This is a genomic window from Longimicrobium sp. (genome assembly GCF_035474595.1).
Lineage (GTDB): Bacteria > Gemmatimonadota > Gemmatimonadetes > Longimicrobiales > Longimicrobiaceae > Longimicrobium.
The window spans coordinates 22,796-35,854 of record NZ_DATIND010000161.1 but is presented as its reverse complement, the minus strand read 5'-3'; the positions used below and the strand labels follow the sequence as shown (position 1 = coordinate 35,854).

Genomic DNA, 13,059 nt, shown 5'->3' with positions numbered 1-13,059 from the left:
GCACGTCCGCACGCGCCCGATCTTCTTCGTGGTGACGAGCCCCGCCTGCTCCAGAACGCCGACGTGCTTCTTCATGCCCGTGAGCGTCATGTGGAACTTCTCGGCAAGGTCCGTGATCGAAGCGTCGGCTCGTCCGAGCTGCTCCAGAACGCCACGCCGCGTGGCGTCCGAGAGCGCGGCGAACGAAGTATCGAGTCGGGTCGTCACATACTGAACCATATGGTTCAGTATTTAACGCAAGCGTTCGCGGCATGCAAGGGGTGGCCGCGAAGAACGATGCGTCCTGCGATGCCGGCAGAGCGTGCGCATCCGTGACCTGACGAAGTTTGCCCGCAACCTGCGACGACACGAGAAGGCATCGTAAACCACGGTTCCTACCCGATCCACACCGGCCGCCTGGAAGGCATCGACAACAAGATCAAGGTGATCAGGCGGCAGGCGTACGGCTTCCGCGATGACGACTGCTTCATCCTCAAGATCAAGGTGCCTTCCCAGGCGAACTGCAACTGAATCCGCGATGAACCGATTTTTCTGTTTTCAGTTCGGCGATGCCCCCGCCACGCGGAAGCGGGAGACGAGCGTGGCCAGCCGCTCCGCCAGCGCGTTCAGCGAGTCCGCCGAGGCGGCGCCGGTGTCGCGCGTGCCGCCGGCCAGCGTGGCGATCGACGCCATCGTCCCCTCCAGCTGACCGGCGAGCGCCGCCATCTCCTCGGCCGAGGCGGCGTTCTCCTCGGCCACCGCGGCCACGTCGCCGATCATTCCCGTGGTCTCGTGCACGCGCCCGGAGATGGCGCGCGTCTCGGCGGCCACCTCCTGCACCACGCGCTCGCTCTCTTCCAGCGCCTGGAAGATGGCGTCCAGCGCGCCGCCCACCTCGGCCGCGCGCCCCGCCGTCTCCTGCACGCCGGCCGCGCTGCGCTCGATGGACACCACCGTCTCGTCGATGTCGCGCTGCATCTCCGCGACGACGGCGACGGTGTGCGACGCGGCCCCCGAGGCGCTCTCGGAGAGCTTGCGCACCTCGTCGGCGACGACCGCGAAGCCGCGCCCCGCCTCGCCCGCGCGGGCCGCCTCGATGGCCGCGTTCAGCGCCAGCAGGTTGGTCTGGTCGGCCACCTCGGTGATGGCGCGCACGAACTCCTCGATGCGCGTGGAGTGGCGCTGCAGCCGGCGCACCTGCTCGGTGTTCTCGCGCGCCACGCGCCCCAGGTCGCCGGTGGCGCGGGCGATGGCGCGCACCGTTTCGCCGCCGCCGCGCGCGGCCGCCACGCTGCCGCGGATGCTCTCGGCCATCCGCTCCGTTCCCGCGGCGATGTTCCCCAGCGAGCCGGAGATCTCGCCCGTCTGCGAGAAGGCGTGCTGCGCCGCGGCGGCCTGCTCCTCGGCGCCGGCGGTGATCTGCGAGGCCGCGCCGTTCAGGTGCTCCACGCCGGTGCGCGTCTCCCAGGTCAGGCTGGCGATCTCGGCGCTGTGCGCGCCCAGCGTGGTGCCGGTGCGCTGGATCTCGGCGATCACGCCGCGCAGGTCCTCGGTCATGCGGTTGAAGGAGCGCGCCATCTCGCCCACCTCGTCGCGCCCCGCTACCGCCAGCGTGCCGCCGGTCAGGTCGCCCGCGGCGATGCGCCCCGCGGCCTGGGCCACGCGGGTGACGGGGCCGGCCACGCCGCGGTGCAGCACGCGGCTGAGCAGGGCGCCCGCCGCCGCCAGCACCAGCAGCGAGGCGATGCCGGTGGCCAGCGCGGCGGTCCCCGATGCGGCCACCTGGCGGTCCAGCGCGTCGCCCGAAGCCTGCTGCGCGTCTTCCAGCTGGCCCAGGTACACGCGGAAGGTGTCCAGGCTGGCCTGGAGCGCGGCGTCGTCGCCCGCGTTCTCGCGCGCGGCGCCCGCCGGCGCGGCCGCCAGCCGGGCGGCGATGCGGTCGCCGATCGAGGCCATCCGCTCCCGCGCCGCCATCGCCTGCTCGGCGGTGGCGCGGCGGTCGGCGGGAAGGCCGGGGAGCGCGCGGTAGCGGTTCAGCCGGTCGCCGGTCTGCGCGATGTTCTCGGCGTAGAAGTCGAGCGCCTTCCGCGCCTCGGCGCCGCCGGCGGCGTGGGCGGCCTGGTCCAGGGCGAGCCGGGCCTGGTAGCCGTCGCGGTCGATGTTCAGCACCAGCCCCAGCCCGGCCATGTCGCGGGTGGAGAGCGTCCGCGTGAGGGCGCGGGCGCGCTGCGCCGCGGCGAGCATGGCCGCCACGCCGAGCGCGGCCACCAGCAGGAGCACGGCCACGCTCGCGCGCAGCTTCCAGGCGAAGGGCCAGTCGCGGGGCGGGCGAACGCGAAAACGGCCGGCGTCCTGTGCGGACACCGGAGCGGCCGGCGTGAGCGTGTCGGTCATTCGGCAGTGATGGAGGAACCGGGGCGTGCGGGGCGTGCGCCGCGACCGGCCTCAGGCCGGCGCGGTGGGGACGCGCAGATGAAGGCTCCAGCCGCGGAGCCGCCGTTGAATCCAGTTGGAGACATAAACTTACGCGCCCTTCCGCACCTCGGCAAGCGCGCACCGAAGCGAGGACGGAGTGCGGGCGGCGACGCGATTTGCGCGGTTCAGGCGCGGTCGCGCGGCATCGCAAGTTCGGCCAATCACGAACCTGTGAACCGGCAGCGGAGGGTCAGGAAAGGCAGGGTCGCCGCGCGGTCCACTCCGGCGAACGGGGTGGACCGCGCAACGATTTTTGATCCGCAAGAAACAGCGGGGAGGGATGGGTGGAGGGAGTTGGGGTGGGAAATCGTGCTCGGGGCAGGGCTCTCGTGGAACGATTCGGGCGCAGCCGGTCACCGGCGACTGAAGTCGCAGCAACAACCACGGGAAGCCTCGCAAACTGCGCGAGGCTGATCCGCTCATTCCTCGGCATCGGCGCTCGGCCGCAATCTTCCTGACGCGATTGAAAAGAGGGTGGGGGATTCGCACCCCCGGGGCGGGTCACGCCCTCGCGGATAGCAACCGCGCGCAATCGGCCAGCTCTGCCAACCCTCCATCATCCTGCCGTGCAGTCGGGACGCGCGGATTCGAACCGCGGGCTTCTCGCACCCGAAGCGAGCGCTCTGGCCTGGCTGAGCTACGTCCCGTCCTTCACCTGCAATCCAGTCGAGACGCGCGGACTCGAACCGCGGGCCTCCCGCTCCCAAAGCGGGCGCTCTGCCAACTGAGCTACATCTCGAAAATGCCTCCGCCAGGATTCGAACCTGGGACCTCCGGATTCGTAATCCGGCGCTCTCGTCCGCTGAGCTACGGGGGCAACGGATAGGGGACAGGGGATAGGGGACAGGGACGGCAAGGAACGCGCGTCCGTCCAAGGTCGTCCACGCGGCGGAGACAGAGTCGAGAGAACTCATCTCCCTGCTGTTCCCTATCCCCTGTCCCCTGGCCCCTATTCCCTACCAGAACAGCTCGGCCACTTCGCCGTGGCGGGCGCGCACCAGCTCCCACGCGGTGGGGGTGCGCGGCTCGGCGAGCAGCGGCATCCCGGCCTCGGCGGGGGTGCGGTCGGCCTTCAGGTTGTTGCACGGCTCGCAGGCGGTGGCAACGTTGCGCCACGCGTCGGAGCCGCCGCGCGACAGGGGCACGACGTGGTCACGGGTCAGCCGGTGCCCCGCGCGCCGAACCTCCGCCTCGCCGCGCCCGCAGTACAGGCAGCGGCGGCCGTCGCGGTCGAAGAGGTTGTGGTTGCCGCCGCCCAGCGGCGCCGCCCCGAACAGGCGGCCGGGCAGCTTCACGTTCGCCCGCAGGCGCACGATGCGCGGCGCGGGAACCACCATCCGCATCGAGCGGAAGCGGCGCGTGGGGTGGGCGCGCTCGATCTCGGCCTTGCCGTCCACGTACAGCTGCACGGCGCGCTGCACCGTCACGGTGCCGATCGGCAGGTAGCCCTGGCTGATGACCAGCGTCATGCTCATGGTCGCATCTCTCGCTCACCTTTCCGGGAATCGAAATCGCGTCCGCCCGGCTCCCGAATCCGGGGGGACGCCGGCCCGCCATGCGCGGGCAGAACTGCCTATCGGGAAGAAGTGGAACCGGGCGGATTCGAACCGCCAACCAGCCGCGTGCAAGGCGGCTGCTCTCCGTTGAGCTACGGTCCCGGAAAAAGTGCCAAGTTCCAAGTGCCAAGTGCCAAGTGCCAAGTGCTGAGTGCTGAGTGCTGAGTGCTGAGTGCTGAGTGCTGAGGAATCGAGTTGCAGCCCGCTCCGGCGCCGAAATGCTCCCTCCTTCTCCTGCTGTCGGGAGAAGGAGGGCTGGGGAGGATGAGGGCCCCGGCGCGAAGCGCCTCCCGCCGTGCCTCGATCGCATCGACTCCAGCACTTGGCACTTGGCACTTGGCACTTGGCACTTGTGCAGTAGACACGGGAGGAATCGAACCTCCGGCCCCCCGGATATCAGCCGGGTGCTCTCACCTCTGAGCTACGTGTCTGCGTGGAGCACCCCGTACCGGATTCGAACCGGTGATCTCCCGGGTCAAAGCCGGGTGTCCTGGGCCGCTGGACGAACGGGGAGATGTGAAGCGGACAGCGGGATTCGAACCCGCGGCCTCGACCATGGCGTAGTCGCGCTCTGCCAGCTGAGCTATGTCCGCACGATGAAGCGATGCCACGGGGAATCGAACCCCGATCTCCGGAGAGACAATCCGGTATCCTGACCGTTGAACGATGGCACCCTGGTTCCGCAGCACGGCGAGAGGGACTCGAACCCCCAACCCCCGGTTCTGGAGACCGGTGCTCCACCATTGAGCTATCGCCGCGTGTTACGAGCATTCGTTCCGCGAGCGGAGAGGAGCGGACCTTCCGGCCGTGCCGCGCCCCCGCCGCCGGGAGTCGCGTGCCACGGGGTAGGTGCGGGCGCCGGCCGTCCGGCCCGCCCTCTCCGCTCGCGAAACGTTCACGAGAACCCTTGACCCGAGTTTTCAAACATGCCGGACCGCGTGGGCCCGCTGGTGCTTCATGCCGGTCCGTCCGTTTCACCGGAAGCCGCCGGAGTGCCGCGGGTTACAGCGCCCGAAAAGCGAAAGCGCCCCGCCTCCACGTGCGGGAGGCGGGGCGCTCGATCCTTCCAGCGCCAGATCCGGGTGCGGGGATCTACCCCCGCAACGGACCTCCTCCCGCGAGCTGTGCCTGATCCTGCTGGTACCACCGGCTGCCGAATCGATCGCCGCCTTCCGAACCGCCCCGGCGTCCGCCAATGGCCGGCGCGATGATCCCACCGAAGTCCACTCCCTGCTTCGTGCCGGCCGGCAGCATGGCCGGCGCGCACGGCTCCACCGCGGCCCCGTGCGCCAGCGGCGCGGGGACGATCACGGACGCCGCTTGCGGCATACGGACGGCGGCGGAGAAGAGAGTGGTCATCGCAGGATCGTCCTTCGTTCGTCGGTCGTTCGGTTCAGCTCCGGCGGTCGGTCGCCGGCCGGAGCTTGGGGCAAAACGAAAACGGGAGGCGCGTCCGATCGCCCCGTTTCCGAGGCAGATCCCGTCTCGCAGACCAGCCCTTGGAGGCTCGGTGCTGCGCTGACGGCTTGGGACGCGACTCCCGTTTCGAGCGCTAAGGCTAATCGAGCTCCCCGCGCGGCGTCAAGGGGGGCGATGAAAGTCGTTCACCGGGAGCGCGCGATTCGTTCCGCCGACGCTTGCGCGGAGCGATGGGCAAGTGAGCCATCCTCCGAACGAACGGCGGCCTTATGGATGCTCCCGCAGTCAGCGGTAACAGTGGCAGCCAGAGTCGCAGATCCCCACCGTCGTCCCCGGGCCATAGGCGGCGTCGCAGTAGTTCTGGCATTCCCAGTTGTAATAACAGTACGGCGTGCGCACCGCAGCCGACGATTTCGGCGGCGGCGACGCGAACGCCTCCCTCACGCCAAAACCGAGCGCCAGCACCACGACCGCCGAAAACGTCGCCCTGCTGAGCATGGAACGGTTCATCGCCAACCCCTCCTGTTGAGATTTCCACTACGGCGCCGCACATCCAAGCCCGTTGCTCCACATACTATCCGCCTTTTCTTAGGAAACAAGAGCCATGCGCACCACCGCCACGCGCAACCGGAACAGGATCGCGGCTCGTGCGGCCCGCTCCCGGCGACAGGCATCAGGGGGGTATGAAAAGCCGCTCACCGGAGCGCGGGATCCGTCCCGCGGCGCTTGCGCGGGACGCGGGGCGGCGGGCAAGTTGAGCCATCCTCCCGAACGAGCCATCTTCCCCGATCTCCCCGCGATTCCATGAGACGACACGTCCTTGCCGCGGCCGCGCTGCTGGCGCTCGCTCCCTCGCTGCCGCTGGCCGCGCAGGGGACGCCGGCCGAGCGGCTGCACCGCATCTTCAGCGACGAGTGGGAGCTGCGGCTGCGGGAGAATCCCCTCCTCGCCACGTCGATGGGCGACCGGCGCTTCAACGACCGGCTCCCGGAGGTGGGGCTCGCCGCGGAGGCGCGGCGGACCGAGGCGGCGCGCGGGTTCCTGGCCCGCGTGCGCGCCGTCCCGCGCGACTCGCTGGCGCGCGACGAGCAGATCAACCGCGACATCTTCGAGCGGCAGATGCGGGACCGCATCGAGTCGGCCGGGCTGCTGGACCACCTCATCCCCATCACCAACCGCGAGGGGTTCCACACCTGGTTTCCCGAGCTCCCCGACGAGGTGCCGCTCCGGACGGCGGAGGACTACCGCAACTACATCTCCCGCCTGCGCGCCTTCCGGCAGTACGCGGCGGGGCACATCGAGCTGATGCGCGAGGGAATGCGGCGGGGGATGGTGCTGCCGCGCGTGTCGCTGGAGGGGATCGAGGGCGTCCTCCAGCCGCAGATCGTGGACGACCCCGCGAAGAGCCTGCTCTGGAAGCCGTTCACGCAGTTCCCCGCGACCGTGCCCGAGGCCGAGCGCCCGGCGCTGATGGCCGCCGCGCGCGAGGCGATCACCACGGGCGTGGTGGCCGGATACCGCGACTTCCTGCAGTTCATCCAGCGCGAGTACCGCCCGGCGGCGCGCGCGGGGTTCGGGGCCAGCGAACTGCCCAACGGGCGCGCCTACTACGCCTACCTCGTCCGCCACTACACCACGCTGGACGAGGCCACGCCCGAGCAGGTGCACGCCACCGGGCTGCGCGAGGTGGCCCGCATCCGCGCAGGGATGGACAGCGTGATGCGCGCCACCGGGTGGACGGGCGACTTCGCCGGCTTCGTGCGGATGCTGCGCACCGACCCGCGCTTCTACGTGGCCACACCCGAGGCGCTGCTGGAGAAGAACAGCTACTTCCTGAAGCGGATGGACGGCGAGCTTCCGCGCCTGGTCGGCCGGCTGCCGCGGATGAGCTACGGGATCAGGACGATCCCCGACTACATCGCGCCGCGCACCACGACCGCGTACTACGGCCAGCCCAGCGGCGACGGCACCCGCGCGGGAACGTACTGGGTGAACGTGTACGACCTTCCCAGCCGCCCGCTGTACGAGATCGAGGCGCTGGCGAGCCACGAGGCCGTTCCCGGCCACCATCTCCAGCTGGCGCTGCAGCAGGAGCTGGAGAACATCCCCAACTTCCGGCGCTACGGCGGGGTGACGGCGTTCGTGGAGGGATGGGCGCTGTACGCCGAGTCGCTGGGGAAGGAGGTGGGCTTCTACCGCGACCCGTACAGCGAGTTCGGGCGGCTGAGCTACGAGATGTGGCGCGCCTGCCGGCTGGTGGTGGACACCGGCATCCACGCGCAGGGGTGGACGCGGCAGCAGGCCATCGACTTCATGGCCGAGAACAGCGCGCTGACCATGACCAACATCACCAACGAGGTGGACCGCTACATCGCCTGGCCGGGGCAGGCGCTGGCGTACAAGACCGGGCAGATGAAGATCCGCGAGCTCAGGACCGAGGCCGAGCGCGAGCTGGGACCCCGGTTCGACGTGCGCCGCTTCCACGACGTGGTGCTCGGCAGCGGCTCCATCCCCCTGGGCGTGCTGGAGGACAACGTCCGCCTCTGGATCGCGCAGGAGAAGGCGCGGCCCTGACGCGGCCGGGATCGGAGCGGGGATGGACGAGCGCGGGCCCGGAGGCGATCCTCCGGGCCCGCTCTGCTTCAGGGTCCGCTTACGGACTTCCATCACCCGGGGAGACAGAGGGATTCCCCCGGCTCCGCCCTCACGGTCCGTCGAAGCGGAAGAGGCTGCCTTCCTTCACGATATAGAGCTTCCCGCCGATCCACTTCACCCGGGTGATGCTTCCCCATGCACCCAGCGAAACCGCCGCGGAATGTGGGGGAGCGGAGAGGTAGAGCGCGTCGTCCATCAGGAGCACGACCTGGCCGTCCGGGCCCAGCGAGACGAGGCTGGCGTTGTGTCCCGGCCAGACCTCGTGCACCTCGCCCGATGGCGCGCGGACGAACGGCCGCCACGTTCCCGCGGCGTCGGGGCCCTCGAACGCCGTCCACCCGCTCATCATCTGGTACATCAGCGGTTCGGTGCCGGCGCGCCACGGCGTCAGCACCTCCTCGCCGCCGTCCGCGCCGCGGTAGACCAGCCGGTGGCTGCCGCCGGCCAGCTGCCCGTAGGCGAACGCGGAACCGTCCGTCACCGGGGCCTGGACGGCGGCCGCGGTGTCGAAGGTGAGCTGCGTGGCGTCGCCCCCGCGCCAGACGTAGAGCTGCGGCGCTCCGGCGCAGCAGGGCCCGCCCTCGTAGGGCCCACCCGCGATGGCGACGGTGCCGTCCTCGGCCAGGTCGAACGACTGCACCGCCAGCCAACCCGGAGCGTTCACGAGCGACGGCGCGAGAACGTCGTCGCGGTGCAGCGAGTAGTAGCCTCCGCCGGACGGTCCGAAGCCGACCCATGCCGCCCAGCGGCCACGGGCGCGCATGCCGGATCCCCCCAGGCTTCCGGCATTGCTCCCCCCGAACTCCCGGATCCCGTTGGGCTTCACGCTGATGGAGGAAACGCCGAAGTTCACGAGGGCGCCGGCGGCGGTCGTCACGGCCGGAATCCCGGGATGGATGTTGCTTTCCGCTACGCCGTACGCACCCTTGCCGGTGTGCACGTCGAACACGATGAGGGCGGGCTCCGCCACGAACACCCCCCAGTCGGGCGACGCGTCGATCAGGGGATAGGCGATCGACACCACCATCGTCCACGGACCGGGGACCACGCGGAACTCCTGCGTCTCCACCGAGGTGGACCTGCCCGCGGCGTCGGTGACGCGGAACACGAACTTCAGCGGCACGGTGGTCTTCGCGGCCGACCAGGTGGTCGAAACCGAGTCCGTGCCTTCCGCGATCCGGATTTCCGCGCTTCCGATCCGCACGAACGCCTTCATCGACCTGCAGCTTCCCGGCTCCTCGCAGCGGGCGCGAACCCGCACGAGCCCGGCGACCACCGTTCCGTTCGGCTCGAGGACGTGGGCGCGGGCCGTACCGGTGACGGCATCCGTGGGGTCGCCGCAGGCCCCCAGGGACAGGAGCAGGGCGGGGAGGATGAAGCGAAGGGTGCGGATGGGCATCGGTGACTCCATGCAATCGGCTTCCGGCGACAGTGCGGCGGTCCGCGGCTTCTACGGCCGGTCGAGCCGGTACAGCCCGCCTTCCTTCACCACGTACATCTTTCCGCCGGTCCACTTCACGTGGCCGATGTCGCCCCAGGTGCCGAGCGAGACGGCGGTGGTGTGTGGCGCCTCGGAGAGGTAGAGCGTGCCGCCGGCCGAGAGCAGCACCTGGCCCAGCGGACCGAGCGAGACGAAGCGCGTGCCCGCGGGCGCGGCAGGCCAGACGGCGTGCACGTCCCCCGACGGCGTGCGCACGAAGGTGTGGAAGGCGCCCGACGCGTCCGGGTACTGGAACGCGGCCCAGCCGTTCAGCAGCTGGTAGTCCCGGCGCGGGGCGATGGCCGGCTGCCCGCCCGTGCTCGGCAGATCGGGAGTGAGCAGCTCCTCGGCGCCGCCCGCGCCGCGGTACACCAGGCGGTGGGTGGCGCTCGTGCCCGTCCCCGTCTCGCGCAGGTAGAGGATCGCCGAGCCGTCCGTCACCGGCCCGCGCACGGCGACGCCGGCGTCGGTGGTGAGCTGCGTGGGCGCGCCGCCGCTCCAGACGTACAGCTGCGTGTGGTCGCACGCGCAGCTTCCGTCGGCGGTGTAGGTGCCGGCCGCGAAGGCGATGGTGCCGTCGTCGGCCAGGTCGAACGACTCCACCGCCAGCGCGGCCGGCGTGCTCACCAGCGTGGGCCCCAGCACGTCGTCGCGGTGCAGCTGGAAAGCGGGGCTGAAGTCCAGACGCCCCCGCCACGCCGCCCAGCGGCCGCGCGCCAGCGGCCCGAAGCCCGGGTCGCTCACGGCGCCGCTCCCGCCGAACTCCTGCACGCCCCGCGGCTTGCCTGCAAACGAGCCCAGCCCGTAGTCCACGATCCCGCCCGCCGCCGTCACCCACGCCGGCATCCCCGGCCCGATGTTGCTCTCCGCGCGCACCGTGCGGTCCTCGCCGGTGCCCACGTTCCGCAGGTGCAGGAAGTCGTACGAGGGTGGGTCCGACACGTACAGCGCCCACTGCGGCGAGGCGTCCAGCAGCAGCCCGGGAACGGAGACGACCTGCGTCCACGACGAGTCGGGCGGGGCGCCTCCGCCGCTTCCCGGCAGGTCGATCTCGTGGCAGCCGGCGGCGAGCAGCACCAGCGCGGGCGCGGCGAGTGTGGACGGGCGAATCGGCATCGGGTCCTCCATGAAAGCGGGTCTGCCCGCGGCGATGCGGCGGGCCGCGGCCGCTACGGCCGGTCGAGGCGGTACAGGCCGCCGTCCTTCACCAGGTACAGCTTGCCGTCGATCCACTTCGCGTGTTTGATGGTGCCCCAGACGCCGACGTCCGTCGCGGTGGTGTGGGGCGAGTCCGAGAGGTACAGGGTGCCGTTCGCGGAGAGCAGCACCTCGCCCCGCGGCCCCACGGAAACGAACCGGGTGCCCGCGGGCGCGCCGGGCCACACCGGGTGCACGTCGCCCGCGGGCGTGCGCACGAAGGTGTGGAACGCGCCCGACGCGTCGGGGAACTGGAAGGCCGCCCAGCCGTTCAGGAGCTGGTAGTCCGTCCGGGGGAAGATGGCGGGGCGGGTGCCGAAGCTCGCGCTGGTGGTGGCGGGAAGGTCCGGGGTGAGGACCTGCTCGCCGGCCGCGCCCAGGTACATCAGGCGGTGGGCTGCTCCCGCCCCGGCCCGCACCTCGCGCAGGAACAGGAACGACGTTCCGTCCGTCACCGGGCCGCGCACCGCGGTCGTGGTGTCGGACGTCAGCCGCTCCGGCGCGCCTCCCCGCCAGACGAACAGCTGCGGGTGGGGGCTGATGCAGTAGCCGGTGCGGACGGAAGCGGACAGCGCCACCGTCCCGTCCTCGGCCAGGTCGTATCCCTCCGCCACCAGCGAATCGGGCGTCTCGGCCACCGTCCTGTTCCGCACGTCGTCGCGGACCACCACGCACGACCTCGAGAACCCCCCGATGAACGCGGCCCAGCGGCCGCGGCCCAGCGGCGATTGCCCTCCCGTCTCGTGGATGCCGCTGCCGCCCCACTCCTGCACGCCTTCCGGCTTCTCGGCGATGATGTGCGGCCCGAAGTCCACGATGGCGCCCGCCTCGGTCACCGATCCCGGCATCTCCGCGCCGATGTTGCTTTCGGCCGCGAGCGGCTGGTTATGGCCGGTGCGCACGTTCAGCAGCCGCAGGAAGTCGTAGTACGGCGGGTCCGTCACGTAGATCGCCCAGTCCGGCGACGCGTCGATGAGGGCGCCGTCGACGGAGACCACCAGCACCCACGAGTGGTGCACAACGGAGAAGCTCCGCTCCACCGCCGCCGTGGCGCCGAACCCGTTGCTGGCGCGGAAGACGAACTGCAGCGACGGCTCCGTCACCCCGGCCACCGAGTAGGTGGTGGAGACGGAGTCGACCCCCTGCGCGATGCGTGTTTCCACGCCGCCCACGCGGACGAACGCCTCGAGCGAGCGGCAGCCGCCCGGGTTGTCGTCGAAGCAGGTGGCCCGGACCTGGACCTCGCCGGCCAGCACGGGGGTCGCCGGCTGCAGGACGTTGATCTGCATGGGCGCGTCGTGCACCACCGTGACCGCGGCCATGGCCGTGTTTCCCCGTACGTCGCGGGCGAACACCCGCAGCCGCCGCGGCCCCGCCGCGTGGATGAACGAAAGGAGGGCTTTCCAGCGCAGGCGCGTGGCCGAATCTCCCGCCAGCTGAAGCTCGGCGGTGTAGTCGGGCGTGACCACCCACACGTCCTTCACGTCGCTCTCGTGCGGCACCTCCACCTCGAGCGGCACGTCGTCCAGCGTCACCCCCGCGGCCGGGGTGAGGATGCGCACGTGGATGGGCCCGCCGGCCGTGCCGTGGAAGACCGCCGGGGCGAGCCCGCCCACCGTGGCCGTCGCGGTCCACTCGCCGATGTAGGGGCCCAGCGTCCAGGTGGCGCTCGCGCGGCCGTCGGCGCCGCTGCGCACCGAGTCCACGCTCAGCGTTCCGGCATCCTCCTCCACCGTCCACACCACCGACACCCCCTGCACCGGGCGCCCCGCCGAATCGGCCACCAGCACCGTCAGCGGCGCGGCCAGCGGGTTTCCCGGCGTGCCGAGCTGCGCGTCGCCCGCGACCACGGCGACGCGGGCGGGCGTGCCGGCCCCGGGAGTCGGGGCGGGCTGCGTGGTGTCGCTGCAGGCCGCCGCGAACAGGAGCAGGGCGGGGAAGATGCGGCGGAAGACGGGGGGGATCGGCATGGGCGGGTCTCCAGGAAGCGGCGGCGACCGGGGAGCGGCGTCTACGGATATTAACCTTTCAGTACCGCACCCGGTAGACGTATTGGAGGTGAAATCCGTCACAAGCCGGTCGTCGTGCCAAGCGTTTGCAGATGCCGTCCTTCCATCCCCCCGCGTCTCCGCGCGGGGGGGACGCGGCGGGAGAATGTGTCGGCAACCAGATCGCGCCGGATGCGAACGCCCGCGGGCCCGGAGGATGTCTCCCCCGGGCCCGCGGCCACCCCCATCGTCCGGCACCGCTCGCGGCTCCGCTCCCCCTCACCGCACGGCCGGATGCCGCCGGTAGGCC

9 protein-coding genes, 10 tRNA genes and 1 pseudogene are annotated in these 13,059 nt (G+C 71.1%); 2 read left to right on the top strand and 18 right to left on the bottom strand.

The genetic code is table 11. The features are described 5' to 3' along the window. Positions 1 to 219: ArsR/SmtB family transcription factor (locus VLK66_RS28710; RefSeq protein WP_349260561.1), on the bottom strand; the 219-nt coding region annotated here is incomplete at its 3' end. Between the two features lie 132 nt (positions 220 to 351). Here VLK66_RS28710 and VLK66_RS28530 point away from each other — a divergent pair. Then, positions 352 to 510: pseudogene (locus VLK66_RS28530) on the top strand (transposase); the annotation flags it as partial. 27 nt (positions 511 to 537) lie between these two features. On the opposite strand, the gene VLK66_RS28525 reads toward VLK66_RS28530, so the two are convergent. From VLK66_RS28525 to VLK66_RS28460, 14 genes are all read right to left on the bottom strand, one after another. Then, on the bottom strand, positions 538 to 2,373 hold the full coding sequence (locus VLK66_RS28525) for a methyl-accepting chemotaxis protein (RefSeq protein WP_325312918.1): 1,836 nt from the start codon (positions 2,371 to 2,373) through the stop codon (positions 538 to 540). 549 nt (positions 2,374 to 2,922) lie between these two features. Then, positions 2,923 to 3,009, bottom strand: a tRNA-Ser gene (locus VLK66_RS28520). Positions 3,010 to 3,026: 17 nt separating this feature from the next. Beyond that, positions 3,027 to 3,101 (bottom strand) — tRNA-Pro (locus VLK66_RS28515). 19 nt (positions 3,102 to 3,120) lie between these two features. Beyond that, a tRNA-Pro gene (locus tag VLK66_RS28510) sits at positions 3,121 to 3,193 on the bottom strand. Between the two features lie 4 nt (positions 3,194 to 3,197). Further along, positions 3,198 to 3,271: transfer RNA gene (locus tag VLK66_RS28505), tRNA-Arg, on the bottom strand. Positions 3,272 to 3,410: 139 nt separating this feature from the next. Next, positions 3,411 to 3,929 carry an HNH endonuclease gene (locus tag VLK66_RS28500; RefSeq protein WP_325312917.1) on the bottom strand — a complete coding sequence of 173 codons (519 nt, stop codon included), beginning with the start codon at positions 3,927 to 3,929 and terminating at the stop codon, positions 3,411 to 3,413. Positions 3,930 to 4,041: 112 nt separating this feature from the next. Then, positions 4,042 to 4,112, bottom strand: a tRNA-Ala gene (locus tag VLK66_RS28495). A gap of 256 nt (positions 4,113 to 4,368) precedes the next feature. Next, a tRNA-Ile gene (locus VLK66_RS28490) sits at positions 4,369 to 4,441 on the bottom strand. Between the two features lie 8 nt (positions 4,442 to 4,449). After that, positions 4,450 to 4,522, bottom strand: a tRNA-Gln gene (locus VLK66_RS28485). A gap of 8 nt (positions 4,523 to 4,530) precedes the next feature. Then, positions 4,531 to 4,603 (bottom strand) — tRNA-Gly (locus VLK66_RS28480). A 9-nt stretch (positions 4,604 to 4,612) separates the two neighbouring features. Next, positions 4,613 to 4,684 (bottom strand) — tRNA-Asp (locus VLK66_RS28475). Between the two features lie 12 nt (positions 4,685 to 4,696). Continuing rightward, positions 4,697 to 4,768 (bottom strand) — tRNA-Trp (locus VLK66_RS28470). A 334-nt stretch (positions 4,769 to 5,102) separates the two neighbouring features. Further along, positions 5,103 to 5,369, bottom strand: coding sequence for a hypothetical protein (locus VLK66_RS28465; RefSeq protein ID WP_325312916.1), 267 nt, complete (start codon positions 5,367 to 5,369; stop codon positions 5,103 to 5,105). 345 nt (positions 5,370 to 5,714) lie between these two features. Continuing rightward, positions 5,715 to 5,939, bottom strand: coding sequence for a hypothetical protein (locus tag VLK66_RS28460; RefSeq protein WP_325312915.1), 225 nt, complete (start codon positions 5,937 to 5,939; stop codon positions 5,715 to 5,717). A gap of 294 nt (positions 5,940 to 6,233) precedes the next feature. Between VLK66_RS28460 and VLK66_RS28455 the strand changes: the two genes are divergently transcribed. Beyond that, complete coding sequence (locus VLK66_RS28455; protein WP_325312914.1) at positions 6,234 to 8,003, top strand: DUF885 domain-containing protein; 1,770 nt, start codon at positions 6,234 to 6,236, stop codon at positions 8,001 to 8,003. A gap of 130 nt (positions 8,004 to 8,133) precedes the next feature. Here VLK66_RS28455 and VLK66_RS28450 read toward each other — a convergent pair whose 3' ends face one another. From VLK66_RS28450 to VLK66_RS28440, 3 genes are read right to left on the bottom strand one after another with little or no spacing between them, the layout of a single operon-like run. After that, positions 8,134 to 9,483 carry a hypothetical protein gene (locus VLK66_RS28450; protein WP_325312913.1) on the bottom strand — a complete coding sequence of 450 codons (1,350 nt, stop codon included), beginning with the start codon at positions 9,481 to 9,483 and terminating at the stop codon, positions 8,134 to 8,136. Between the two features lie 51 nt (positions 9,484 to 9,534). Beyond that, entirely contained in the window at positions 9,535 to 10,680 is a 1,146-nt protein-coding gene (locus tag VLK66_RS28445; protein WP_325312912.1) for a hypothetical protein, read from the bottom strand. Between the two features lie 53 nt (positions 10,681 to 10,733). After that, positions 10,734 to 12,731 carry an Ig-like domain-containing protein gene (locus VLK66_RS28440; RefSeq protein WP_325312911.1) on the bottom strand — a complete coding sequence of 666 codons (1,998 nt, stop codon included), beginning with the start codon at positions 12,729 to 12,731 and terminating at the stop codon, positions 10,734 to 10,736. Positions 12,732 to 13,059: the final 328 nt, after the last annotated feature.